General features: G+C 65.2%; 20 protein-coding genes. 5 read left to right on the top strand and 15 right to left on the bottom strand.

The features are described 5' to 3' along the window. On the top strand, positions 1-304 hold a 304-nt coding region (locus QK287_RS14750; protein ID WP_282360574.1), incomplete at its 5' end, for a hypothetical protein. Here the strand turns inward: QK287_RS14750 and QK287_RS14745 are convergent. From QK287_RS14745 to QK287_RS14735, 3 genes are read right to left on the bottom strand one after another with little or no spacing between them, the layout of a single operon-like run. After that, positions 288-3,986: a 1,4-alpha-glucan branching enzyme gene (locus QK287_RS14745; RefSeq protein WP_226773759.1), complete on the bottom strand. Its 3,699-nt coding sequence runs from the start codon at positions 3,984-3,986 to the stop codon at positions 288-290. The genes QK287_RS14750 and QK287_RS14745 overlap by 17 nt on opposite strands. 1 nt (position 3,987) lies before the next feature. Next, positions 3,988-5,784 (bottom strand): maltose alpha-D-glucosyltransferase, encoded by a 1,797-nt coding sequence (treS, locus tag QK287_RS14740; protein ID WP_226773758.1) that lies wholly within the window; start codon positions 5,782-5,784, stop codon positions 3,988-3,990. Then, on the bottom strand, positions 5,781-7,862 hold the full coding sequence (locus tag QK287_RS14735) for an alpha-1,4-glucan--maltose-1-phosphate maltosyltransferase (protein ID WP_282360573.1): 2,082 nt from the start codon (positions 7,860-7,862) through the stop codon (positions 5,781-5,783). The genes treS and QK287_RS14735 overlap by 4 nt, the downstream gene beginning before the upstream one ends. A 143-nt stretch (positions 7,863-8,005) precedes the next feature. Between QK287_RS14735 and glgP the strand changes: the two genes are divergently transcribed. Beyond that, positions 8,006-10,624: an alpha-glucan family phosphorylase gene (gene glgP / locus QK287_RS14730; RefSeq protein ID WP_282360572.1), complete on the top strand. Its 2,619-nt coding sequence runs from the start codon at positions 8,006-8,008 to the stop codon at positions 10,622-10,624. Between the two features lie 46 nt (positions 10,625-10,670). Here glgP and QK287_RS14725 read toward each other — a convergent pair whose 3' ends face one another. The 3 genes from QK287_RS14725 to glgX are packed head-to-tail and all read right to left on the bottom strand — an operon-like array spanning position 10,671 to position 13,668. Further along, a complete protein-coding gene (locus QK287_RS14725) occupies positions 10,671-11,027 on the bottom strand; it encodes a barstar family protein (RefSeq protein ID WP_282360571.1) in 357 nt (118 codons plus the stop codon). A 6-nt stretch (positions 11,028-11,033) separates the two neighbouring features. Continuing rightward, positions 11,034-11,519 (bottom strand): ribonuclease domain-containing protein, encoded by a 486-nt coding sequence (locus tag QK287_RS14720; RefSeq protein ID WP_282360570.1) that lies wholly within the window; start codon positions 11,517-11,519, stop codon positions 11,034-11,036. Positions 11,520-11,553: 34 nt separating this feature from the next. After that, positions 11,554-13,668: a glycogen debranching protein GlgX gene (glgX, locus tag QK287_RS14715; protein WP_282360569.1), complete on the bottom strand. Its 2,115-nt coding sequence runs from the start codon at positions 13,666-13,668 to the stop codon at positions 11,554-11,556. Between the two features lie 115 nt (positions 13,669-13,783). Between glgX and QK287_RS14710 the strand changes: the two genes are divergently transcribed. Next, the gene (locus QK287_RS14710; protein ID WP_282360568.1) at positions 13,784-14,587 is read left to right on the top strand and encodes a carbon-nitrogen hydrolase family protein; all 804 of its coding nucleotides are present in this window, start codon (positions 13,784-13,786) and stop codon (positions 14,585-14,587) included. 264 nt (positions 14,588-14,851) lie between these two features. Here QK287_RS14710 and rlmB read toward each other — a convergent pair whose 3' ends face one another. The 6 genes from rlmB to QK287_RS14680 all read right to left on the bottom strand — a co-directional run bounded on the left by rlmB (position 14,852) and on the right by QK287_RS14680 (position 19,812). Further along, positions 14,852-15,838, bottom strand: a complete 987-nt coding sequence (rlmB, locus tag QK287_RS14705; protein ID WP_226773751.1) for a 23S rRNA (guanosine(2251)-2'-O)-methyltransferase RlmB — start codon at positions 15,836-15,838, stop codon at positions 14,852-14,854. A 134-nt stretch (positions 15,839-15,972) separates the two neighbouring features. Beyond that, positions 15,973-17,427 carry a cysteine--tRNA ligase gene (gene cysS / locus QK287_RS14700; protein WP_282360567.1) on the bottom strand — a complete coding sequence of 485 codons (1,455 nt, stop codon included), beginning with the start codon at positions 17,425-17,427 and terminating at the stop codon, positions 15,973-15,975. Positions 17,428-17,483: 56 nt separating this feature from the next. Further along, on the bottom strand, positions 17,484-17,813 hold the full coding sequence (locus QK287_RS14695; RefSeq protein WP_226773749.1) for a hypothetical protein: 330 nt from the start codon (positions 17,811-17,813) through the stop codon (positions 17,484-17,486). 42 nt (positions 17,814-17,855) lie between these two features. Beyond that, positions 17,856-18,392 (bottom strand): 2-C-methyl-D-erythritol 2,4-cyclodiphosphate synthase, encoded by a 537-nt coding sequence (ispF, locus tag QK287_RS14690; RefSeq protein ID WP_282360566.1) that lies wholly within the window; start codon positions 18,390-18,392, stop codon positions 17,856-17,858. 2 nt (positions 18,393-18,394) lie between these two features. Next, a complete protein-coding gene (ispD, locus tag QK287_RS14685) occupies positions 18,395-19,213 on the bottom strand; it encodes a 2-C-methyl-D-erythritol 4-phosphate cytidylyltransferase (protein WP_282360565.1) in 819 nt (272 codons plus the stop codon). Between the two features lie 116 nt (positions 19,214-19,329). After that, on the bottom strand, positions 19,330-19,812 hold the full coding sequence (locus QK287_RS14680; RefSeq protein ID WP_024367191.1) for a CarD family transcriptional regulator: 483 nt from the start codon (positions 19,810-19,812) through the stop codon (positions 19,330-19,332). A gap of 300 nt (positions 19,813-20,112) precedes the next feature. On the opposite strand from QK287_RS14680, the gene QK287_RS14675 reads away from it, so the two are divergent. Next, positions 20,113-20,700, top strand: a complete 588-nt coding sequence (locus tag QK287_RS14675; RefSeq protein WP_282360563.1) for a hypothetical protein — start codon at positions 20,113-20,115, stop codon at positions 20,698-20,700. Positions 20,701-20,791: 91 nt separating this feature from the next. On the opposite strand, the gene QK287_RS14670 is transcribed toward QK287_RS14675, so the two are convergent. Next, positions 20,792-21,472, bottom strand: a complete 681-nt coding sequence (locus tag QK287_RS14670) for a response regulator transcription factor (RefSeq protein ID WP_226773745.1) — start codon at positions 21,470-21,472, stop codon at positions 20,792-20,794. Beyond that, positions 21,469-22,725, bottom strand: coding sequence for an ATP-binding protein (locus QK287_RS14665; protein WP_226773762.1), 1,257 nt, complete (start codon positions 22,723-22,725; stop codon positions 21,469-21,471). Before QK287_RS14665 ends, QK287_RS14670 begins: the two co-directional genes overlap by 4 nt. 207 nt (positions 22,726-22,932) lie before the next feature. On the opposite strand from QK287_RS14665, the gene phoU reads away from it, so the two are divergent. Further along, the gene (phoU, locus tag QK287_RS14660) at positions 22,933-23,595 is read left to right on the top strand and encodes a phosphate signaling complex protein PhoU (protein WP_226773744.1); all 663 of its coding nucleotides are present in this window, start codon (positions 22,933-22,935) and stop codon (positions 23,593-23,595) included. Between the two features lie 95 nt (positions 23,596-23,690). Here phoU and QK287_RS14655 read toward each other — a convergent pair whose 3' ends face one another. Beyond that, positions 23,691-24,437, bottom strand: a complete 747-nt coding sequence (locus QK287_RS14655) for a phosphoglyceromutase (protein WP_226773743.1) — start codon at positions 24,435-24,437, stop codon at positions 23,691-23,693. Between the last annotated feature and the right edge of the window lie 63 nt (positions 24,438-24,500).

The raw sequence follows: 24,500 nt of genomic DNA, 5'->3' as shown, positions 1-24,500 counted from the left end.
ACCACCACAACCAAAACAGCCATGGATCGCTCCGGAGCAACTTTTCAAACTTACCGGGCCACTTCACCCTTGTCAAATCGCCAGTCCGACTCAGTTTTACCGTGAAGCATCTGGGTCTTGGTGGCGGATCAACTCCGGGGAGCAGCGCGGAAAACAACTCTACCACCACTTTTCACTGGTGCCAAAGGCGGCCGCAGGCCACTACCTACAGGGCAGCAAAAAGCCCGGAATCATGAGGATTCCGGGCTTTTTGCCGAAGCTTCTCCAGTGCGTGTCCGGCGTGCCTGTCAGCTCACAGGCTTGAAGAAGGCGGCACCCAGGGGAGGCAGCGTCACGGTCAGGCCTGCCGGCTGGCCGTCGATGTCCACCGCGGTGGCAGTGAGGGTGCCTTCATTCAGCACACCGGACCCGCCGTAGGCGTCGGCATCGGTGTTCAGCACTTCGCGCCACTCCCCCGCCATGGGGACACCGAGCTGGAAATCCTCATGCGGGGAGCCCGAGAAGTTGAACGCGCAGGCAACTGGGTTGCCCGCGGCGTCGCGGCGAAGGAAGGTCAGGACGTTGCGGTTGGCATCCCCGCCGTTGATCCACTGGAAGCCGGCGGGGTCGTTGTCCTGTTCGTAGAGCGCCGGCGTCGAGCTGTAGAGCTCGTTAAGGTCCTTGGTCAGGCGCTGGACACCCTGATGCCCCGGACTTTCAGCCAGCCACCAGTCCAACCCGTGCTGTTCAGACCATTCCGCTTCCTGGCCGAATTCCGTTCCCATAAAGATCAGCTGCTTGCCCGGATGCGCCCACTGGTAGCCAAGGAAAGCACGCAGGTTCGCCAACTGCTGCCAGCGATCCCCCGGCATCTTACGCAGCATCGAACCCTTGCCGTGGACCACTTCGTCATGGCTGATCGGCAGCAGGAAGTTTTCCGTGTACGCATAGACCAGCGAAAAGGTGATGGTGCCGTGGTGCCACCGGCGGTTGAAGGGATCCTCAGCCATGTACTTGAGCGTGTCGTGCATCCAGCCCATGTTCCATTTGATGCCGAAGCCCAGCCCGCCCTGGCTTGTCGGCGCCGTTACGCCGGGGAACGCGGTGGATTCTTCGGCGATCATAACGGCACCGGGATGCGTTTTGTAGACCGTGGCGTTGACCTCCTGCAGGAAGGACATTGCCTCAAGGTTCTCCCGCCCGCCGAACCGGTTCGGTTTCCACTGCCCCTCCTCACGGGAGTAGTCCAGGTAGAGCATGGAGGCCACGGCGTCCACGCGGAGGCCGTCAATGTGGAATTCATCGAGCCAATAAAGCGCGTTCGCGACCAGGAAGTTGCGGACTTCGCTGCGGCCGAAGTCGAAAATGAGTGTTCCCCAGTCGGGGTGTTCGCCGAGGTTCGGGTCGGCATGTTCGTACAGCGCCTCGCCGTCGAACCGTGCCAGGGCCCATTCATCCTTGGGGAAGTGCGCCGGTACCCAGTCCAGCAGAACGCCGATGCCGGCCTGGTGCAGTTCGTCCACGAGGTGGCGGAATTCATCGGGATGGCCGAACCGCGACGTCGGAGCAAAGTAGGACGTGACCTGGTAGCCCCAGGATCCGCCGAAGGGGTGTTCTGCCACCGGCATAAACTCCACATGGGTGAAGCCGAGCCACTTGACGTATTCGACGAGTTCCTTGGCCAACTCCCGGTAGCCGAGTCCAACCCGCCAGGATCCGAGGTGCACCTCGTAGACACTCATGGGCGAATTGTGCGGATCCCGCCCGGCTCGGGCCTTCATCCACTCCGCGTCCTTGAAGGCGTAGGAGGGCTCGACCACACGCGACGCCGTCAGCGGCGGAACCTCCGTGCCGAAGGCCATCGGATCCGCCTTCTCCAGCCAGTACCCTTGCTTGGTTCGGATCTCGAACTTGTAGCACGCCCCTGCTACAACGCCTGGGATAAAGACTTCCCAGACTCCGGAGGAGCCAAGCGAGCGCATCGAGTGCTGCCGGCCGTCCCAGCCATTGAAGTCGCCCTTGACCCGGACCGCCTGGGCGTTGGGCGCCCACACGGCGAAGGACACGCCGTCGACATCCCCGAGAACGGACTTGTAGTGCTGGACATGCGCGCCGAGCACGTCCCAGAGGCGCTCGTGCCGTCCTTCACCGATCAGGTGCAGGTCGATTTCGCCGACCGTGGGCAAAAACCGGTAGGGGTCGTCAGCCGGCTGCTGAGCCTGGCCCGGATAGGTCACTTCCAGCCGGTAGTCGGGCACGTGGCCGGGCTCCTGCGGCTCCAGCACGGCAACCCAGATTCCGCCCGACTCGTGCGTCATCGGGAAGGTGCCGGCCGGGGTCACAATGGAGACGGCTTCGGCAAGATGCTTGACCGTGCGGATGGTGACGTGTCCGTGGTCGTCGAGGTGCGCGCCGAGGACCGAGTGCGGCGCGTGGTGCTCGCCGGCGGCCACCCTTGCCAGGGTGTCCGCGTCCACCGGCAGTGGACTTCCGGGACGATCGATACGTGCTGAACCTGTCATGTTGGTACCTTCCGCTGCGGCTTCGGCAGGGACGCCGGAGCCTGTACTGCCGAGGAGACGACGTGATGCGTGAACCGGAATGGAGAGCCAGTCCGGCCTGTTACGTAGTTCGTAGATGACTTCGTAGAGGGCTTTGTCGAGCCAAAGCGCCACGAAAAGAGGCGAGTCCCGGTCGATGCCGCCCGGGATGACTTCCGCGTAGCCGGCCAGGAAAGCCTCGGCGCAGTCGTCGACCCAGCCTCCCGGGACGTTGGCGTCCGGGTGCTCGCGGACTGCCGCGCCGGCGGCGTAATCGAAGGAGCGCAGCATGCCCACAACGTCGCGTAGCGGGACGTCCGGGAAATTGCGTTCGGAAATCGGCCGGAGCGGCTCACCCTCGAAATCAAGGATGGTCCAGCGCGGTGCCCGGCTTCCATCGCCCGGAACGTGCAGGATCTGGCCCAGGTGGAGATCGCCGTGGATCCGTTGCAGGGCCCCGGCGCTGCTGCCTTCGAGGAACCCCAACAGCCGGTCCAGCGCATCATCGTAGGGGCCGACGGCGGGACCGGCCTGCGCCCAGGATTGACGCACCCGCTCGGCGACGCCTGGCGCTATGTCGCGTCCGGGCCCGGATTCGACAGCGACGCCGAGCGCCTCGGCCAACCGCCGGTGGACCGCGGCGGTGGCGGCGCCAAGCGCGTGCGCCTCGGCGCTGAAGTCCCGGCCGCCGGCCGCTGCGTCGACGGCAAGCCGCCAGGCATCGAGCCCGCCGGCAAGGAACTCGTGTGCCACGGCCAGTTCGCCGAGCGCCGGCCCGGCTCCCGGCCGCCCGGAAGGCCGCGCCCATTCCCCGCTCACCCAGCCGAGGGTGGCCGGGACTTCGGCGGCGCGTCCTGCGGTCAGGGCGGCGCCGATTTCCACTTCCGGGTTCTGGCCCTCGGAGAGCACCCGGAAGAACTTCAGGATCGCGGCCGATTCGCCGTCGTCGACGACTACGGAAGTGTTGGATTGCTCTCCGGAGAGCACTTTGACGAAGCCGTTAGCCCTGGGCAGGCGGTAACCGGAGTCCACGAGGTGGCCGGTGGCGTTCCCGGCCGCGGTGGTGCCGCGGTCGCGCATTAGCTCCAGCCAGGCGGAAATGAACGCCGGGTCGTGAACGCCGTCGTAAACCCACCGGTCAACGCTGGCACCGGCAGCGCCGTCGGCGAGGCCGGAGCCCGAAATCTGCCCGATCAGCGCTGCCTCGGCTCCGGCCAGCGGCGCAGTCCGGATACTGAGCGGGACCTGGACGACGTCGGTGCGGGAGCCGTCCGGAGTCTGATAGTCCACGGCCAGCATCAGCACTTGGAGTCCGGCCTCGCCGGTCCCGTCGCCCGGACCGGCGAGGTTCAGTCCCCCCGCGGGTTCGAAGCTGAAAGCCGGGCTTTTCACGGGGAACCAGCGCTGGCGCGGAAGCCAGTCGCCAAGCAGTCCGCTCAGTGCGGGCGTAAAAGTGGGCCGGGTCATCTCAACCCTCGATGGACAGGATCGGCATGGCCTGGGTGTACGGCGACGCCGGGTTGGAGGCCGCCGATCGGATCCGCAGCCAGAAGAAGTCGTGGCTGCCCAGGGTGAGCGTCAGGGTTCCGTCCTCGGAGATCGCCGGGAACGCTTGGCCGCCAAACACGTCCCGGAGGCCGCGGCCGGCGAACCTGGGGACCCGCAGCGTGGTGGCCACCGGGTGCTGGGAGAGGTTAAAGGCGCACAGGATGGTTTCGCTGTCCTCACCTGCGGAGTTGCCTTCCGGGAGCTCACGCAGGTAGGCGAGGACGACGTCGTGGTCCGCTTCGACATGTTCAAAGGTGCCCAGCCCGAATGCGGGGTGGTTCTTCCGGACGCTGAGGATCTGGCGCGTCCAGCGCAGCAGCGACCCGGAGTGCGCAGCTTCGGCCTCGACGTTGGCCATGCTGTAGTTGTACACCAGTGACTGGATCACCGGCAGGTACAGCTTCCCGGGGTCCGCGCTGGAGAAACCGGCGTTGCGGTCCGGGTTCCATTGCATGGGCGTGCGAACGGCGTCGCGGTCCTCGAGCCAGATGTTGTCGCCCATCCCGATCTCGTCACCGTAATACAGGAACGGGCTTCCCGGCAGGGACAGCAGCAGGGCGTTGATGAGCTCGATCTCGGAGCGGGAATTGTCCAGCAGCGGTGCCAACCGCCGCCGGATGCCAATGTTGGCTCGCATCCGCGGGTCAGGGGCGTACCAGCCGAGCATGGCGGCACGTTCATCGGCGGTGACCATTTCCAGGGTCAGCTCGTCGTGATTGCGCAGGAAGGTGCCCCACTGCGCGCCTTCGGGAATGTTTGGGGTTTCCTTCATCGTCTCGATGATGGGGGCAGCCTTCTGGTCCCGGAGTGCGTAGTACAGCCGCGGCATGATCGGGAAGTGGAACGCCATGTGGCATTCCGGTTCCTCTTCCGTACCGAAGTACTCGACCACTTCGGCCGGCGGCTGGTTGGCCTCGGCGATGATCACCCGGCCGGGGTAGCTTTCATCGACCATTTTGCGCAAGGTGCGCAGGAATTCGTGGGTCTGCGGCAGGTTCTCGCAATTGGTGCCCTCTTCTTCGAAGAGATACGGGATGGCGTCTGCGCGGAAGCCGTCAATGCCCTGGTCCAGCCAGAACCGCACAACGTCGAACAGGGCGTCGATGACTTTGGGGTTTTCGAAGTTGAGGTCCGGCTGGTGGCTGAAGAAGCGGTGCCAGAAGAACTGCCGTCGGATCGGGTCGAACGTCCAGTTCGATTCCTCGGTGTCCACAAAGATGATGCGGGCGTCTTCGTACTTCTCGTCCGTATCGCTCCAGACATAGAAGTCGCCGAAGGGACCGTCCGGATCCTTTCGCGATTCCTGGAACCACGGGTGCTGGTCGGAAGTGTGGTTCAGCGGGAGGTCGATGATCACGCGCACGCCGCGGGCATGGGCTTCCGCGACAAGGCGCTTAAAGTCGCTGATGGTGCCGAATTCATCAAGCACGGAGTTGTAGTCCGAGATATCGTAGCCGCCGTCGCGGAGCGGGGACTGGAAGAAGGGCGGCAACCACAGGCAGTCGACGCCGAGCCACTGCAGGTAGTCCAGCTTCTCGATAAGACCATGGAAGTCGCCGGAACCGTCACCGTTCCCGTCGGCGAAGCCCCGGACCAGCACTTCGTAGAAGACGGCTTTGCGGTACCAGTGCGGATCGTGCTGGAGGCCGGGGGCATTCAGTTCGAAGTTCCCCTTCGGGCTGAAGTGCTGGCCTGGGTTCGTTGGGCTGAAGCTCACGCGTTTGACCTCCGGATGCTGAGAATGTGGGCGGGTTCAACATGGGCGTCCAACCGGACATAGTTGTACTCGCCCCATTCCCAGCTCTCGCCGGTCACCAGATCGTCGACCAAAAAGCGGCCGGTGTGCGCCAGATCGTCCGGATGGAGCTCCAGCGCCGCCAGATCCAGCGTCACGGTACTCTCCCGGATCCCGTGCGGATCCACGTTGACAACGATGATCAGGGTGTCTTTACTGCCGTCGGGGAGCGTCTTGTGCTTCGAGTAGACAACAGTGGCGTTGTCGGTGCTCTGGTGCACGGTCAGATTCTGCAGGTCGCCCAGCGCGGGGTGAGCGCGGCGGATCTCATTGAGCCGGCTCAGGTAGGGAGCCAGCGTCCGGCCCGAGTCCGCCATGGCATCCCAGTCGCGTGCCTTGTACTCGAACTTCTCGTTGTCGATGTACTCCTCGGCGCCGGGCCGGGCCACGTGCTCGTAGAGCTCGAATCCGGCGTAAACGCCCCAGATCGGGCTCGCGGTAGCGGCCAGTGCAGCCCTGATCTTGAAGGCAGGCGGACCGCCGTACTGCAGGAACTCGGTCAGGATGTCCGGGGTGTTGACGAAGAAGTTCGGCCGGAAGTAGGCCGGGGATTCGTGGCTGACCTCCTGGAAGTATTCCTCCAGCTCCTCCTTGGTGTTGCGCCAGGTGAAGTACGAGTAGGACTGCTGGAAGCCGGCCCGCCCCAGCGCGTGCATCATCGCAGGGCGGGTGAACGCTTCGGCGAGGAACACCACGTCCGGGTGCTTCTTGTTGACCTTGCCGATCAGCCATTCCCAGAACCACACCGGTTTGGTGTGCGGGTTATCGACCCGGAAGATCTTGACGCCGTGGCTGATCCAGAGGAAAACGATCCGCAGGATCTCGTTGGAGAGCCCGGCCGGATCGTTGTCGAAGTTCAGCGGAAAAATGTCCTGGTACTTTTTCGGCGGGTTCTCGGCGTAGGCGATGCTGCCATCAACGCGGGTGGTGAACCACTCCGGGTTGCTGGCAACCCAGGGGTGGTCCGGGGCGGCCTGCAGCGCCAAGTCCAAGGCCACCTCCAGGCCCAGTTCGCCGGCGCGGGCCACAAAAGCGTCGAAGTCCGCAAACGTGCCCAGCTCGGGGTGGATGGCGTCGTGGCCGCCCTCCGCGGCCCCGATGGCCCAGGGCGACCCGGGATCATGGGGTCCTGCCAGCAACGTGTTGTTCGGGCCCTTGCGGTGTTGGACCCCGATCGGGTGGATGGGCGGCATGTAGATGACGTCGAAGCCCATGTCCGCAACGGCGTCGAGTCGGGCCGCCGCGGTGCGGAAGTTCCCGGAGGTCCACTCACCGGTTTCGTGGTTGCGGACAGCACCCTCTGAGCGGGGGAAAAACTCGTACCAGGCGCCGCGGCCGGCAAGTTCGCGCTCCACCAGCAAGGGGTAGCGCTGGGAGACGGTGACCTGCTCACGGATCGGCTGGCGTTCGATGACGGCGAAAACCTCCGGGCTGAACCCGGCGGCGAGGCGTTCCTCGGCGGTCTTGCTCGGGTCGTTAAGTCCGACGACGGCCATCCGGAACGTCCGCCGGTCCGCGGACGGGCGGGACGAGTCCTCGGACGCTTCGGCGAGCAGCGCAGCGCCCTCGGCCAGCATAAGCTCCACGTCGATGCCGGCTTCCACCTTGACCTCGGCGTTGTGGTGCCATGTGCCGTAGCGGTCGTGCCATGCTTCAATCACAAAGGACCAGGCGCCGGTGGCGGGCGGGGTCAGGAGGCCTTCCCAGCGGTCGGTTCCTTGGCCGCGGGGGCCGCGGGGGCGGGCGAGACGCACCCGCTGGCGCTCCTTCCCGCGGGGATCGACCAGGACGGCGCTGACGCCGAGCTGGTCGTGGCCTTCGCGGAAGGCAGTGGCACCTACCACCAGGGTTTCTCCCACAATGGCTTTGGCAGGGAAGTTCCCGCCGTCGACCACCGGCTGTACGGCGGTGATTGGAAAACGGCCAAAGCGAAGGCCCTCCGTGATCAGGGCCTTCGGCTTTTGCTTGGACACGGCACTCGTTCGCGAATTTGTCGTCACAGCGTCGACGTTATCGACAAATCGGCCAGATTGCTAAGGCAGCGCACTTTTTTCGGGAGGTTTTCCGGAACCTCGTCCGTCATTTACGCAAAAGAAACTTAAACCGGTTCCGGGCTTCCGACTTGTCCGTTAGTGTTTCGCAGGTGAAGGCAATCCGCAGATTTACCGTCCGTACCGTACTCCCCGAGTCGATCCGCCCGCTGGCCCGGCTGGCAACCAACTTGCGCTGGTCCTGGCACCGCCCTACGCGGGCGCTGTTCGAGGGCTTGAACTCCAAGATTTGGGCCGAGAGCGGGCACGATCCGGTGACTTTCCTCGGTCTGGTCAGCAGGGAAGAGCTGCAGCGGCTCGCCGCTGACCAGGACGTGGTGCGCCGGGTCCATGCTGCGGCGGAAGACCTCGACCGGTACCTTGAGCAGCCCCGCTGGTACCAGAGCCTCGGCGACGGTGCGCCAGCGTGCATCGCCTACTTCTCCCCTGAATTCGGCATCACCGAAGTGCTGCCGCAGTACTCCGGCGGCCTCGGCATCCTCGCCGGCGACCACCTGAAGGCGGCCTCGGACCTTGGCGTGCCGTTGATCGGCGTCGGCCTGCTCTACCAGGCCGGCTATTTCAAGCAGTCACTGTCCCGCGACGCTTGGCAGCAGGAAACGTATCCGGTGCTGGATCCGGACGGGCTGCCTTTGACGCTGCTGCGGGAGGCCTCCACGGACGGCAACGGCAAGCCGCTTCAGATTTCCCTCCCGCTCCCCGACGGCCGCCGGCTGCTGGCACATGTCTGGCGTGCCGACGTCGGACGTGTCCCGCTGCTGCTGCTGGATTCCAACGTTCCGGGCAACGACGACGCCGCCCGCGGCATCACCGACCGCCTCTACGGCGGCGGCGGCGACCACCGCCTCCAGCAGGAACTCCTGCTCGGCATGGGCGGGGTCAAGGCGCTCCGCGCCTACCAGAAGCTCTCCGGCAGCCCCGCACCGGAGGTGTTCCACACCAACGAGGGCCATGCCGGGTTCCTGGGCGTGGAGCGGATCCAGGAAATGATGTCCGCGGAACAACCGCTTAGCTGGGAAGAGGCGCTCGCTGCCGGCCGCGCGTCAACGGTCTTCACCACCCACACCCCGGTCCCGGCTGGCATTGACCGCTTCGAAATCTCGCAGATCCAGCACTTCTTCGAAGCCGGGCTGGCTCCCGACGTACCGGTGGCCAAGATCCTGAACCTCGGCCGCGAGGATTACAGCGACGGCAATCCGTTCGTGTTCAACATGGCCGTCATGGGCCTGCGGCTGGCCCAGCGTGCCAACGGCGTGGCCAAGCTGCACGGCGTGGTGTCCCGCGGGATGTTTGCCGCCCTGTGGCCCGGATTCGACCACTCCGAGGTGCCCATCACCGCGGTCACCAATGGTGTGCACGTACCCACATGGGTGGACCCGAGGGTCTCAGAACTGGCACGCGAACAGTTCGGTCCCGACGCGGAAACGCAGGGCCGCTGGGACCTCGCCTACAACGTCAGTGACGAGGACGTCTGGGCCCTCCGCCGCGAAATGCGGGTGTCCCTTGTCGAGGATGTCCGACGGCGGCTGCGTGCGGCCTGGAAGAAGCGCGGGGCGGCCGACGCCGAGCTGGCGTGGACGGACTCCGTGCTGGACCCGGACATCCTGACCATCGGCTTCGCCCGGCGGGTGCCCACCTATAAGCGGCTCACCCTGATGCTGCGCGAGCCCGAACGGCTCAAGGCCCTGCTGCTGCACAAAACGCACCCGATCCAGCTGGTCATTGCCGGCAAGTCGCACCCGGCCGACGACGCGGGAAAGAAGATGATCCAGGACCTCGTCCGGTTCACCGACGACCCGGCGGTGCGGCACCGGATCGCGTTCCTGCCCAACTACGACATCGCCATGGCCCGGACCCTGTTTCCGGGGTGCGACGTCTGGCTGAACAACCCGTTGCGTCCGCTCGAGGCATGCGGCACCTCCGGGATGAAGGCCGCCTTGAACGGCTCGCTGAACCTCTCCGTCCTGGACGGCTGGTGGGACGAGATGTACGACGGCGAGAACGGCTGGGCGATTCCGACCGCCAACAATGACGCGTCCCCCGAGGAACGCGACGACATCGAAGCGGCGGCCCTGTACGAGCTGCTGGAGACGCAGGTAGCACCCCGTTTCTACGGACTCACGGTGGCCGACGGTGCGGGGGCCGCAGGACCCTCAGTGTCCGGCCCGCAGGCTGTTCCCACGCATTGGGTCTCGATGATCAAACACACGATGTCCCATCTGGGCCCCGCTGTTTCCGCGGACCGGATGCTCCGGGACTACGTCAATGTCCTGTACCGGCCGGCTGCCGTTGCGGGCCGCCGGGCAGTGGCAGACAATTTCGCAGAGGCCAAGGCCCTTGCGGCATGGGTTTCCCGGGTCCGGGCCGCCTGGCCGCAGATCCAGGTAGAGCACGTTGACTCGGTGGGCGTCTCGGAAGACCCGCAGATCGGCGATATTCTCCAAGTTAACGCCTACGTGGCCCTGCACGAGCTGACACCGGATGATGTGTCCGTCGAGGTGGCCTACGGCAAGGCCGAGGACAGCGACGAGCTGGCCGACGTCACGGTGGCCGAACTCAAGGCGGTCGAAGATCTTGGCAGGGGCCGTCACCTCTTCAGCGGCACCTTGGTGATCGACCGGTCCGGGTCCTTTGGTTACACCGTTCGTGTGCTCCCGAAGCACACGGCGCTGGCGTCCAGGGCCGAACTGGGCCTGATCGTCAACGCCTGATCCCTGCGAGCGGCGTCGCCGTCTTCCTGCCGCAGTTCCTTGGCGGTTACCGGAAGACGGCGATGACGGCCAGGTTCTTTCCGGCGTAGCTTTCGGCGTCCTGCAGGATCTCACAGATGACTCCGAAGGATCGGTCCGCGCGGAAGGCGGCCGGGACTTCCCAAATGAAGCTGACGGGTCGCTGGGCGTCGTCGGCGACGGCATCGGCGAACTCGTGCAGCGAGTCGTTGAGCGCGTCCAGGTTCACTCCGTAGTCCGCCGGGAAGTCCAGCGTCGCCGCGAACGACTCAAGGACGGCCCTTTTGGTGTCGGCGGCGGGAATCAGCACGGCGCGGCGTCCGGCGTCGGCTACCAATGCCTGCAGTTCCTCGATGGTCCAAGTGTCTGCGGAGTAAATCTTCACGGTTCCCTACTTGCTTTCGCTGATGAATGTGAACGAGTTGTAATGGTCCGGCGTGTAGTATTTTTCGCCGTCCCTACCGGCCACGATCCGGCGGGCACCGCGGTCGGATTCGCCCGGCGTCCCGACAGTGTATTCCTTGTAGTAGCCGGCGGGTTTCCGGGGAAGGATACGTTCGAAGTTGCCGAATGCGATGTTGTCCCTGGCGTACGGATACGGACCGCCGCTGGCGATCAGCGACAGCGTCTGACGTGCCTCGGCCGGAAGTTCGGCGACCTTCACTTCCGGCAGCCCGGACGGGTTGGTAACGGCGGGCCCCGCGGCCATTGTGGCGGGCCCGGCTGCTGCGCCGCCCGGTCCGGTGGCCGTTTCGGTGGCCGTTGTGGCGGCTCCGGGCGGAGCGTCGCCGGTCTGCGGGACCCCTGCCAGGACGAAGGCCAGCACCGCCAGTCCCACCAGCACGGCAAGCAGGGCTGTCAGCCGCTGGGCCTTCATTTGTGATTTCCTTTGGTCTGGATCCGGCGCCGGACTAAGTGCGGTAGATGTTGATGGAATTGGCCTGGACAACGTCCCGTTCGCCGGAAGCGACCCGGACGCCCTGGCGCCGGTCGTGGAGCTCGGAGGTGGTCAGGCGCAATTCAAAGAGCCTGTTACCGGTCCCGTCCTCATTGCTGAGCAGCGGCAGCGTGACTTTGACGTCCCGGGCGCCGCCGTTGACCACCACAAGCCCGTCAACGTGACCGTCGTCGGAGCCAAGCAGGAGCTGAACAACCCGGTGTCCGGGGTCCTGCCAGCGGTCCCCGGCCATGGGCTCGCCGTGCTCGTCAAACCAATGGAAGTACGACTGCTTTTCCCGCGTCGGGTAATCGTGCGGCTGGCCGGCCAGGAATTCCTTGCGGAGCCGAATGACACGCTTGGTGGTCCGCAGCATCGAGTGTGACTCGGGATTGCTGGTCCAATCGATCCACGTGATGGGGTTGTCCTGGCAGTAGGCGTTGTTGTTGCCCTGCTGGGTGCGGCCCACCTCGTCGCCGGCGGTGATCATGGGCACGCCCTGGGAGATCATCAGCGAGGCCATCAGGTTGCGGCTGGACTGGGCACGCTTGGCCAGGATGTCCTCGTCCTCCGTGGGTCCCTCGAAGCCGTGGTTGTAGCTGCGGTTATCGCCGTGGCCGTCGCGGTTCTGCTCGCCGTTGGCCTCGTTGTGCTTGCGGTCGTAGGCGACAAGGTCGGCGAGGGTGAAACCGTCGTGGGCCGTGACGAGGTTGACCGAAGCGAGCCGGGACCGGCCGGAGGGCTCGAACAGGCTCGCGGAGCCGGAAAGCGCGTCCGCGAGGCTGGCCACGGGGCTGCCTTGCCCGCCGGCGTCGATCGCGGCACGGTCGGCGAGCCAAAAGCTGCGGACGGCATCGCGGAAGTGATCATTCCAGTCCACCCAGCCGGCCGGGAAGCGGCCGGTCTGCCAGCCCCCGTAGCCGACGTCCCACGGCTCCGCGATGAGCTTGGTGGCGGACAGCACCGGGTCGGCGCCGATCGCAACCAGGAAAGGATGCCGGGGATCGAATTCGTTGGCGGCATTGCGCGCCAGCGTCACCGCAAGGTCGAACCGGAACCCGTCGATGTGGAACTCTGTCACCCAGTAACGCAAGGAGTCCAGGACCAGCTGGACAACCCGTGGCTCGCCGAAGTTCAGGCTGTTGCCGCAGCCGGTGGTGTCCACGTACTTGCCGTTGCCGTCGTTGCGGTAGTAAGTCATCTCGCCCAGCCCGCGGAAGCTGAGGGTCCGTCCGTCCCGGCCGCCCTCGGCAGTATGGTTATAGACGACATCGAGGATGACCTCCAGTCCGGCGCCATGAAGCAGCTTCACCATGCCCTTGAACTCATCCTGGACGGCCTGCGCGCCGGCGGCCTGCGCGGCCTGTGTGGCGTAGCGGGGATGCGGGGCGAAGAAAGCAGCCGTGTTGTAGCCCCAGTAGTTCGTCATACCAAGGTTCTGCAGGTGCGGTTCGTCCACGTGGAAATGCACCGGGAGGAGCTGGACCGCGGTGATTCCCAGCGCGATCAGGTGCTCGATCATGGCCGGGTGTGCCAGCCCCGCGTAGGTGCCCTGGAGCTCTTCGGGGACGTCTGGGTGCAGCTTGGTCTGGCCGCGGACATGCGCCTCGTAAATGATGGTGTTGCGCCACGGCACCCTGGGGCCGCGGTCATCACCCCAATCGAAAGCGCTGTCCATCCGGACGCTGGTGATGAAGTCCTCGCGCTCGTCCACGGCACGGCCGTACGGGTCCAGCAGCAGGGGCTGCACGCCGTCGGCGTCGAAATCCGCGGCAGGCATGGGCAGCGGCAGCGCCTCGTGGTCCGGCGTGGCCCGGAAACCGTACCGGGAACCGACCGGAATGCCTTCGACAATGCCGTGGTGCACACCGTCGGTCAGATTTGGCAGCGTTTTTAGCTGCCAGGTACCGCCTGGCGCCTGGTAGCAGATCTCCAGAGTGGCCACGCCGGGCGCGTAGACAGCCACATTCGCGACGGCCCCCCGGGGGTCGTCCGCGGCCGGTGAACCGGTGCTCGGAACACTGATTCCCAGCGGAAACGCACGCGAAGCGTCTACGGTGGAAGCTGTATCTACGTAGGTCATTACCATTGCTCAAAGTTTAGCGGGGCCAGTCGACTAGCCCCGGTTTCTGATTTCCTGACGATATGAAGTCTACGGAATAGCAGCGTTCCATACTGGAACAGGCTCCCAATCGGAGGTAACAGTGCGAATTGCACTTGCTCAAATCATTACCGGACGCGACCTTGCCGAAAATCTGGCCCTCGTGGAGGACTACTCCATTCGGGCCAAGGCCGGCGGCGCCGAACTCGTTGTGTTTCCCGAGGCCACGATGCGTGCCTTCGGCAACTCGCTGCTGGACATCGCCGAGCCGCTGGACGGCCCGTGGGCAACACGAGTGCGCGCCATTGCGGACGAACAGGAGATCCTTATCATCGCAGGGATGTTCACGCCGGGGGCTGCCGACGACGGCGCCAAGGTACGCAACACGCTCTTGGTCACCGGCCGGGGAATCGAAGCCAGCTACGACAAGATCCACCTCTTCGATGCCTTCGGCTTCGCGGAATCAGACACCGTCGACGCCGGGGACGAACCGGTCACTTTCGAATTCGAAGGCATGACCTTCGGCCTGACCACCTGCTATGACCTCCGTTTCCCGGATCTGTTCACCGAGAATGCGGACCGCGGCGCCGACGTGAACATCGTCTGCGCTTCCTGGGGATCGGGCCCCGGCAAGGCCGAGCAATGGAAGCTCCTGGCCCGTGCCCGCGCGCTGGATTCCACCACCCTGGTCCTCGCCTGCGGCCAGGGCGACCCGGCCAGCCAGGGCATCGAGCCCAAGGGCGCGGCGCCCACCGGCGTCGGGCACTCGGTTGTGGTGTCCCCCTTCGGAAACGTCCTGGCCGAGCTCGACGCCGCACCCGGCCTGTTGTTCACCGAGCTGGATCCCGGCGTTGTCAAGGACGCCCGGGCCAAACTCCCGGTGCTCGCCAACCGCCACAGGTTCTAGGCTTGGCGCGGGGATTTCGGGTCCCTGCCGCGGACAGCGGTGGGAGAACCGACGCTCCCGCACCTTTCGCGACTCATCAGGAAACGCTCCCGCACCTTTCGCGACTCATCAGGAAACGCTCCCGCACCAAAGGTGAGAGAGCGTCCCCAAAAGCTGCGTCAAAGGTGAGAGAGCGTCCCCAAAACCGGCACCAAACGTGAGAGAGCGTCCCCAAAAGCGTCGCCGAACGTGAGAGAGCGTCAGAGCCGCAGCAACGAGCGGTCGTTACTTAGCGGCCCGCTGACGGGAGATCTCGTAGAGGGAGATGCCGACCGCCATGGAGGCGTTGAGCGATTCCATCGCCGAGTCAATCGGGATGGAAACGATCTGGTCGCAGTTTTCGCGGACCAGGCGGCTGAGGCCCTTGCCCTCGGAACCAACGACTATGCAGACCGGCTCCGTGGCCAGGGCGAGGTCCGGGAGTGAGACGTCGCCGTCGCCGTCGAGCCCGAGAACATAAATGCCCATGCTCTTGAAGGCCTTCAGTGTGTTGTTCAGGTTGGCCGCACGTGCAACGGGAACGCGGACGGCGGCACCGGCGCTGGTCTTCCAAGCCGAGGCCGTGACGCCGACGGAGCGGCGCTCGGGAACGATGACGCCGTGGCCGCTGAAAGCCGAAACCGAGCGGATGATCGCGCCGAGGTTACGGGGGTCGGTGATGCCGTCGAGCGCGACGAAAAGCGGCGCGTTGGCTACGTGGCCCTTCTTCCAGCTTCCGAGAGTCTCCTCGGCAAGCTCGTAGGCGTCCTGGTATTCATAGGGCGGGATCTGCAGGACAAGGCCCTGGTGGATGGCGTCGTCGGTCATTCGGTCCAGCTCGGGCTTGCCGGTTTCGAGCAGCGGGATGCCGCGCTCAGCAGCGAGCTTGAGGGACTCCTTGACGCGGTCATCCATCTCGATGCGGATTGCCACGTGCAGGGCCTTGGCCGGGATCCCGGCGCGCAGCGCCTCCACAACCGAGTTGCGTCCGGTGACGACTTCTTCAGTGGCACGGCCCTTGGGGCCGGAGCGGGCGCCGGCGTTGCGCGGAGCTCCCGGTCGTTTGGCCGCGGACCGGTCAGCGAGCTGCTTGTTCTTGTGCGCTTTGTGGTAGGGGCGGTCCTCGGCCTTGGGGGTGGGCCCCTTGCCTTCAAGTGCCTTGCGGCCGTGACCGCCGGTTCCGACAGTGGGGCCCTTCTTCATTTTGACCGAGCGGCGACCGTTATTGGCCATGAGTTTCACCCTTTAAATACGCGATTAGTTGACAAGTCTGAACTCCAGTCTACTGACTCGAGTTAAATCCTCGACCGGCAGGGAGATCCGGGGCCGGCATTCCGCCTGGCCGGAGGCCACCCGCCGGCCAGGCATCAGCCGCGCTTGAGGCTCCAGCTGGCGCCGTCCGGGCCGTCCTCGACCACAACGCCGGCGGCGGAGAGGGTATCGCGGATGGCGTCGGAGGCGGCCCAGTCCTTGCTGCCGCGGGCCTGCGCCCTGGCCGCGAGCTGTGCCTCGACCAGCACGGCGAGGGCCTCGTTGCCTTCCTCGTCCACAGCGGGCCGCGCGGTGTTATGGAGACCAAGGACACGCAGCATATCCGTGACACTGTCCAGCGCCTGCCGGGCCTCGTCGGGCCGGCCGGCGGTCAGTGCGGTGTTGCCGGCCCGAACGGTCTCGTGCAGGACGGCGAGGGCCTGGGGCACGTTGAGGTCATCGTCCATGGCGCGTTCGAAGGCTTCGGGTACTTTCCCGTAGGTGGCGAAGCCGTAGCTTCCGCCGTCGGCGAGGGCCCGGACGGCGCGGCTGATGAACCCGTCGATGCGCTCGACGGCGGCTGCGGCTTCCTGCAGCGACGTTGGCTGGTAATCCAGCACGGAGCGGTACTGCGCCTGCCCGAGGTAATAGCGGACAACCCGTGCCGGGGCCAGCTCCAGCATTTCGGCGGGGCTGATGGTGTTGCCGATGGACTTGGACATTTTCTCGCCGGCGTAGGTGACCATGCCGTTGTGCATCCAGAAGTTCGCGAAGCCGTGGCCGGCGGCCTGGGACTGGGCCATCTCGTTTTCATGGTGCGGGAAGCGCAGGTCCAGCCCGCCGCCGTGGATGTCGAACCCGTTTCCGAGGTACTTGCCCGCCATCGCGGAGCATTCCAGGTGCCAGCCGGGCCGGCCGGTGCCCCACGGCGAGTCCCAGCCCGCCGTCGTCGGTTCCCCGTCTTTGTGGCCCTTCCAGAGCGCGAAGTCGCGGGCGTCCTTTTTCCCGCGCTGGTCGGCGTCGGCCGCGCCCTGCATGTCATCGATGTTCTGCCGCGTCAGGGAGCCGTACTTGGGCCAGGAGCGGACATCGAAGTAGACATCCCCGGAGTTATCCAGGGCCGGGTAGGCGTGGCCGCGGTCGATCAATCGGGCGATCAGTGCATGCATTTCCGGGATGTGGCCGGTGGCCCGAGGTTCGTACGTGGGGCGGGCGACGCCAAGGGTGTCATAGGCCTTGAGGAATTCTTGCTCGTAACGGTAGGCCAGTGCCCACCATTCCTCATTCCGGACGGCGCCCGGTTCGTCCTCAAAGTCAGGGGCGAACGAATCCGCCGACTTGGCCAGAATCTTGTCGTCGATGTCGGTGACGTTGCGGACCGCGGTAACGCGGAAGCCACGGTACTGCAGCCAGCGGGTGAGCTGGTCAAAGGCGATGGCAGAGCGGATGTGGCCGACGTGCGGCATGCCCTGCACCGTGGCGCCGCAGTAGTAGAGGCTCACTTTGCCCGGAACCAGGGGGACGAAGTCACGGACTTCGGCGGATGCAGTGTCATAGAAGCGCAGGGTCACCGCTCCAGATTAGCCGATGGGGATCCAAGCCCCGGCGTGCGGAGCACCCCGGGCGACTACTTGCAGTACTCGCCGATCCTGTTGTTCTGTTCCGTCAACTGCTTGGTCTGCTCGGCGCTCGTGGCCCCGAGCGAGGTGCCCGCCACCGCCGTCATGATGTCCGCCATCTTCTGGATCGGGTCGGCCACCTCGGACGCCACCTTGTCCGCGACCTCCTGGTAGTGCTTGGAGATCTGCTCAGCCTTTTGCTGCTGGTTGCCGGTGGGGACGAAGGTGTCCTTGTTGAGGAACGCGCAGCTCTCCGGGAGTCCCATCTTCGGTGTCGCGGTGCAGCCGGTCAGCAGCAGTCCGGCCAGAACGACGACGGCGGGCAGCAGCTTTTTCACGGGAGGTCTCCTGATGTTGCGGGAAGGGATCTTCCGTCAAGCCTAGGCGACCGATTCCTGGGGCGCGGGCTTGGCAGGGTAAACGAGGGCGGTCGCCATGGCTGAAATCCCTTCGCCGCGGCCGGTAAATCCAAGTCCGTCGCTTGTGGTTGCCGAGACGCTGACCGGCGCGCCTGCTGCTTTGCCGAGAACCCGTTGGGATTCCTCCCGGCGGGGGCCGAACTTGGGCCTGTTGGCGACGAACTGCACGGCGATGTTGCCGATTTCGAAGCCTGCGGCGCGGACGATCCGGGCAGCCTCGGCCAGCAGGGTCACACCTGAGGCGCCGGCGTACTCCGGGCGGTCGGTACCGAAATGGGTGCCCAGGTCACCGATGCCGCAGGCAGAGAACAGGGCGTCGGCGGCAGCGTGGGCGACGGGGTCGCCGTCCGAGTGGCCGGACAGTCCCCGTTCCCCGTCCCAGAACAGGCCGCCAAGCCAGAGCGGCTGGGGTGCGTCCGCTGGGGCGTAGGCGTGGACGTCGATGCCGATTCCGGTCCGCGGGATGAGGGGCAACGGCGGTTTCTGCGTTCCGGACACGCTCAGCCTTCCACCCAGCGGACGCCCAGCGGGCCTTCCAGTAGCCCCTCGGCGATGATCAGGTCCAGCGGGGTGGTGATCTTCAGCGATTGGCTGGCGCCGCGCACCGCGTGGACCGGGACGCCCAACAGTTCCACCAGCATGGCGTCATCGGTGACGGCCGCGGCCTGTCCGGCGTCGAAGGCGGCTGCCGCCGCGTGGGCGCGCCGCAGGGTCGCAAGCTCAAAGCCCTGCGGGGTCTGCACAGCCCGCAGGGTTTCCCGGGCAGCGGTGCCGGTGACAAGTTCCGGGGCGATCGCGGCGCCGTCGCCGGACGTCGGCTGCACGGTTTTGACCGTGTCCACCACGGGCATAACGGGAATGACGGCCAGCGCGCCGGCCGTAAGGGCGCGGGACACCCGGTGGAAAACAGCTTCCGGCGTCAGTGCTCGGGCGGCGTCGTGCACCAGGACAGCTTCGGTGGCCGGCAAGAGCGCTGCCAGCCCGGCGCGGACCGACTCGGCACGGGTGGCACCGCCGTCGACAATTGTCACCACCGGGACATCTCCGGCTTCGCCGTCACCGGGCGTGTCCGGCCGCTCGGCCTTGAGCTCCCGGGTGAAGGCCTCGCAGAGGGCGAGGAGCTCCGGGTCGCCGGGCGGGATGGCGACGCAAATCTGCTGCGCAATGCCGGATCCGGCGACGCCCCGCAGGGCGTGGGTGAGGATGCTGTCCCCGCCCAACGGGACCTTGGCTTTGGGCATGCCGTAGCCCAGGCGCTGGCCGGAGCCGGCAGCCACAACGATGACCGCGGTGACGGGGGTTTTTGGTGCAGAGTCCATGCGCACAAGACTACGTCGCGGCGCGAGCGGCATCCCACTGCGCTATCAGGCGGGCACAAGAAACCCCGGCAGCCGCTAGGCTACCGGGGTTTAGTTCTTTTCTGCTCAACTCTTGTTTAGGAAGCCAAAACCTCGTCGAGAACGCTTGCAGCCTTCTCTTCGTCGGTCTTCTCGGCCAGCGCCAGTTCTGAAATCAGAATCTGGCGTGCCTTGGCCAGCATGCGCTTCTCCCCTGCGGAGAGACCCCGGTCGTGATCGCGGCGCCACAGGTCACGAACGACCTCTGCCACTTTGATGACGTCACCGGAAGCAAGCTTCTCCAGGTTTGCCTTGTATCGACGTGACCAGTTGGTGGGTTCTTCAGTGAACTCGGCCCGCAGCACTTCAAATACGTGCTCCAGACCTTCTTTGCCCACTACGTCCCGGACCCCAACTAGGTCAACGTTTTCTGCTGGAACTTCAATGGTCAGATCACCCTGAGCCACCTTGAGCTTGAGATACATCTTCTCTTCGCCCTTGACAGTGCGCATCTTGATTTCTTCAATTTTTGCTGCACCGTGGTGAGGGTAAACTACTGTCTCGCCGACCTCAAAAACCATGTGGACATTCCCCTTTCCCGCAGACCAGTTTATCACGTTTAAGGCATACAACTGCCATGGAACCCGCCCAAGAACCGCATGAATACGGGGAAAATGGCCTTAATCGACCCCGTCAGACCTCTTGACGAAAGCGGATATTAGTGTATTGAAAGTCCTTTGCCAAGAGTGCCGGGACACCGCGTGCGTGGCGGGCAGGCCCACGAGTCTGCAGGATTGCGTCCCGCCCGAATCATGGTTTGACCAGGATTGCCGATAGGCTATGGCTGAATAATGTTCCAAGACTCTCAAGGAGTGCGTGACGTGGGTTTCTCTGCTTCCAACCGGGGCCAGCGCGGCAAGCTGGCAATCGCGACGGCTGCTCTGGCCATCAGCCTGCTGTCCGTAACGGGCTGCGGCTACATCAACCCCCAGCAGACCTCCCAGCAGTATGCTGCGTCAGATGGAACCCAGGCCAACGTTGGCCCGTTGCAGTTGCGCAACATGATGATCATCTCCTCCGCTGAAGACAAGCCCGGCCGCGTCGTCGGCGCTGTCTACAACTCGTCCTCCACCGACGTGACCCTGACCATCCGGGGTTCGGCCGGCTCCCAGACCCAGGTCCCGGTCAAAAAGAACTCGTACACGCTGCTGAACGAATCCACCGACGAGGCGATCCTGAGCACGACCGGCGGCGCCCCGGGCTCCCTCGTCGAGGTTAGCCTCCGCGAGGACGGCACTAACCAGAGCACCACGTTCAAGGTCCCGGTACTGGACGCCACGATCTCCGACTACAAGCAGTACCTGCCAACCGCCACGCCGACCGAGTCGGCCACTCCGACGTCGTCCGCCACTCAGACCGACTCTGCCGCGACGACGCCTACCTCGACGCCGACGCCGTCGGGAAGCTAGAACCAAGAGCTTTTTACTAAAGCGAGGGGCGCCGGGTCTGAAATATCCAGACCCGGCGCCCCTCGCTTTAGTTATTTGGACCGGTCAGGGCTTACGGCTCGAACTTATAACCCAGGCCGCGAACCGTGATCAGGTGCCGCGGCGCCGAAGGATCCGGCTCGATCTTGCTGCGAAGCCGCTTAACGTGGACATCCAGGGTCTTGGTGTCCCCCACGTAATCAGACCCCCAAACCCGGTCAATCAGCTGCCCCCGGGTCAGGACGCGGCCGGAGTTCCGCAGCAGCATTTCCAGCAGTTCAAATTCCTTGAGCGGCAAGGACACTTGCTCACTGCTTACCGTGACCACGTGCCGCTCAATGTCCATCCGGACCGGCCCGGCCTGTACTGTGCTGGACACCAGTTCCTCAGGCTCACCCTGGCGGCGCAGCACAGCCCGGACCCGTGCCACCAGCTCCCGGGAAGAGTACGGCTTGGTGACGTAGTCGTCGGCGCCGAGTTCCAGCCCAACAACCTTGTCAATCTCTGCGTCCTTCGCGGTCAGCATGATGACCGGGACCGATGAGCGCTGCCTCAGCTGCCGGCAGACTTCGGTGCCTGACTGCCCGGGCAGCTGCAGGTCCAGCAGCACCAGGTCGGCACCGTTCCGGTCGAATTCGGTGATGGCGTCCAGACCGTTGTCTACAATCGCCACCTCGAACCCTTCCTTGCCCAAGAGATATGACAGCGGGTCGCTGAATGACTCTTCGTCCTCGACAATAAGAATTCTGCTCAAGCGGTAGCTCCTTGCTCATGGGCGCCGGCGGCGTCCCGTCGTGGTGGTCTGGGATGCTCGGACGGACCGCGGGCAGTGGACTGCTCGGCTGCCCGGTCCGCAGGCGCTTGCGCGTCCGAACCGTCGCCGACGTCCTGCCCCTCCAGCTCCGGAAGCCGGATCGTGAACGTGGAGCCCTGCCCGGGCTTGGACCAGAGCGTCACCTCGCCGCCGTGGTTGGCGACAACGTGCTTGACGATGCTCAGGCCCAGTCCGGTACCGCCGGTGTGGCGCGACCGTGCCGCGTCCACCCGGTAAAAGCGCTCAAAGACCCGTTCCTGGTCCTCGGGGCTGAGGCCCCCGCCCTGGTCCGTCACGGAAACGGCCACGAGGCCGTCCTTGACCCGGATCCCGACTCCGACCCTGGTGTTTTCCGGGGAGTACCGGATCGCGTTATCGATCAGGTTGCGCAGGGCGGTCACCAGCTGGTCCTGGTCGCCGTAAACCATCGCCTCGGTGCGGCCGGCCACTACCAGATCGATGTTCTTACTCTCGGCCGGCAGCTGGGAGCGGTCCACTGCCTCGGCAACGACGGTATTGATATCCACCGCACGGCCCTGCTTTGCAACATTTGATCCCTGCAGCCGGGACAGCTCGATGATGTCCTGGACCAGGGCTGCCAGGCGCATGGATTCCTTGTGGGTACGCCTGGCGAAGCGGCGTACGGCGTCGGGGTCGTCCGCGGAGGACTCCAGCGCCTCCGCCAGCAGCGAAATGGCGCCGACGGGTGTCTTCAATTCATGGGACACGTTGGCAACAAAGTCATTGCGAACTTCCTCGGTGCGGGTGAACTCGGTCCGGTCGTCGGCCAGCAGGAGGATGTAGTCCTCAGCGATCACTGCCGCGCGCACTTGGACCACCATGGTTCCCTGCCCCAGCGGGCCCCGGGGAAGTTCGAGGATCCGTTCAAGGATGACGCCGTCGCGACGCACTTTGGCAGTCATCTCCAGAAGCTGGTCATGGACCAGGGTGTGGCCGCGAACCAGCCCGTAGGCGTAGGCGGCCGGGCTGGCGCGGACGACGCCGTCGATCGCGTCCACCACAACAAAAGCCCTGCCGACGGCGGCCAGCACCTCGGCGGCGCCCTGCGGAAGCGCCGGCTCCTCAGACTCCACGTCCACCAGCTTGCGCTGCTGCTCGCTGACCCGGAAGGCGAGCACGCCGAAGACGCCAAGCGAGAGGCCGATCAGGCCGGCGATCACGCCGATAAGCATAGGGTCCACGGCCCCAGCTTATGCGCTGGCCCGCGTCGGAACGGCTAATCTCCCGCCATTCCCGGCGTGGTTCAGCTAACGTTCACCTTTAGGGGCGCAACAGTTCACCAGGCGCTGGAAGACTGAACAGTTGAAGCGCCGATAGGTGAAACGAAATGGGTCGACCGCCGCGACGGCCGACGATGTTTCAAGGGAAAGGACGCACACGTGCGCAAGGTTTTTCAGGAAGAACTCACCCAAGTCGGGGAACAGCTCGTAGAAATCTCAATGCTGGTCAGTGAGGCTGTGGAGAAGGCCACCGCTGCCTTCGATGGCGCCGACATCGATCTGGCCGAGGACGTCATCGCGGCCGATGCCCGGATCGACTTCCTGCAGAACAGCCTGGACGAGCGCGCCATCGACATTCTCGCCCTGCAGGGCCCGGTGGCAAGCGACCTGCGGATGATCGTAGGCTCCCTCCGCATGAGCGCCTCGCTGGAGCGAATGGGCGACCTCGCCCGTCACCTTGCCCAGCTTGCCCGGCTCCGCTACCCCGCCACAGTGGTCCCCGCACAGCTGCGCGACACGTTTATGAGCTTCGCCGAGCACGACCTTCTGATCGCACGCAAGCTCACCTCACTGCTGGAAACCCGCGACCTTGAATTCGCCCGGGACATCATGAAAGCCAACAGCGCCGTCAATGATCTGCACCTGAGCGTCTTCAAAGCTATCGCCCGCAGTGACTGGCACGAGTCCCCCGCGACGACTGTCGACGTCGCCCTCGCCAGCCGCTACTTCGAGCGCTTCGCGGACCACGGCGTGTCCGTCGCGCAAAAGGTCACTTACCTGGTCACCGGCGCCTGGCAGCCGAACGGCATCGAACACAGCTAACCACTCGGCCGTTTGAACGGCGAAGAGTACGACGACGGCCGGTCACCTTGGGGTGACCGGCCGTCGTCGTTGAATTGGCGATTATGCCGCCGGCGCTACTTCTTGCCCTGGTTCGCGACGGCCTGGATGGCTGCGGCCGCGGCCTCGGGATCGAGGTAGGTGCCGCCCGGGTTGAGCGGCTTGAAGTCCTCGTCCAGTTCGTAGACCAACGGGATTCCGGTGGGGATGTTCAGTCCGGCGATGGCTTCGTCGCTGATGCCGTCAAGGTGCTTGACGAGGGCACGCAGCGAGTTGCCGTGGGCCGTGACCAGTACTGTTTTACCGGCCTTGAGGTCTTCCCTGATGTCGGATTCCCAGTAGGGCAGCAGGCGGACCAGGACGTCTTTGAGGCACTCGGTGCGGGGCAGCGCGGCGCCGAGGTCCGCGTAGCGCGGATCATGCGCCTGGGAGAACTCGGAGTCGTCGGGCAGGGGCGGCGGCGGGGTGTCATAGGACCGGCGCCAGGTCATAAACTGCTCTTCGCCGTATTCGGCGAGGGTCTGGGCTTTGTCCTTGCCCTGCAGCGCGCCATAGTGGCGCTCATTGAGCCGCCAGTCCCGCTTGACCGGGATCCAGCCCCGGTCGGCTTTGTCGAGGGTGATGTTGGCGGTGTTGATGGCCCGCTTCAGCAGTGAGGTGTACAGGACGTCCGGGAGGATGTTGTTCTCCACAAGAAGCTCGCCGCCGCGAACCGCTTCGGCCCGGCCCTGGTCGTTGAGGTCAACGTCCACCCAGCCGGTGAACAGGTTCTTGGCGTTCCATTCGCTGTGGCCGTGGCGCAGCAGAATCAGCTGATATGTCATGGTTTTCATCCTAGCCGAGCGGTCCCGGCGGTGGCTCAGCGTTACATCGACCGGACAGTGCGG

It is taken from the genome of Arthrobacter sp. AL05 (genome assembly GCF_029960715.1).
Lineage (GTDB): Bacteria > Actinomycetota > Actinomycetes > Actinomycetales > Micrococcaceae > Arthrobacter.
This window is presented reverse-complemented; position numbering and strand designations above follow the sequence as displayed.

What these genes read in the sequence shown, in the direction of transcription:
- QK287_RS14745 (WP_226773759.1), bottom strand. Translation starts at nt 3,986, where the DNA reads ATGACCCGGCCCACTTTTACGCCCGCACTGAGCGGACTGCTTGGCGAC.
- QK287_RS14720 (WP_282360570.1), bottom strand. Translation starts at nt 11,519, where the DNA reads ATGAAGGCCCAGCGGCTGACAGCCCTGCTTGCCGTGCTGGTGGGACTG.
- glgX (WP_282360569.1), bottom strand. Translation starts at nt 13,668, where the DNA reads ATGGTAATGACCTACGTAGATACAGCTTCCACCGTAGACGCTTCGCGT.
- rlmB (WP_226773751.1), bottom strand. Translation starts at nt 15,838, where the DNA reads ATGGCCAATAACGGTCGCCGCTCGGTCAAAATGAAGAAGGGCCCCACT.
- ispD (WP_282360565.1), bottom strand. Translation starts at nt 19,213, where the DNA reads ATGGACTCTGCACCAAAAACCCCCGTCACCGCGGTCATCGTTGTGGCT.
- QK287_RS14680 (WP_024367191.1), bottom strand. Translation starts at nt 19,812, where the DNA reads ATGGTTTTTGAGGTCGGCGAGACAGTAGTTTACCCTCACCACGGTGCA.
- QK287_RS14665 (WP_226773762.1), bottom strand. Translation starts at nt 22,725, where the DNA reads ATGCTTATCGGCGTGATCGCCGGCCTGATCGGCCTCTCGCTTGGCGTC.
- QK287_RS14655 (WP_226773743.1), bottom strand. Translation starts at nt 24,437, where the DNA reads ATGACATATCAGCTGATTCTGCTGCGCCACGGCCACAGCGAATGGAAC.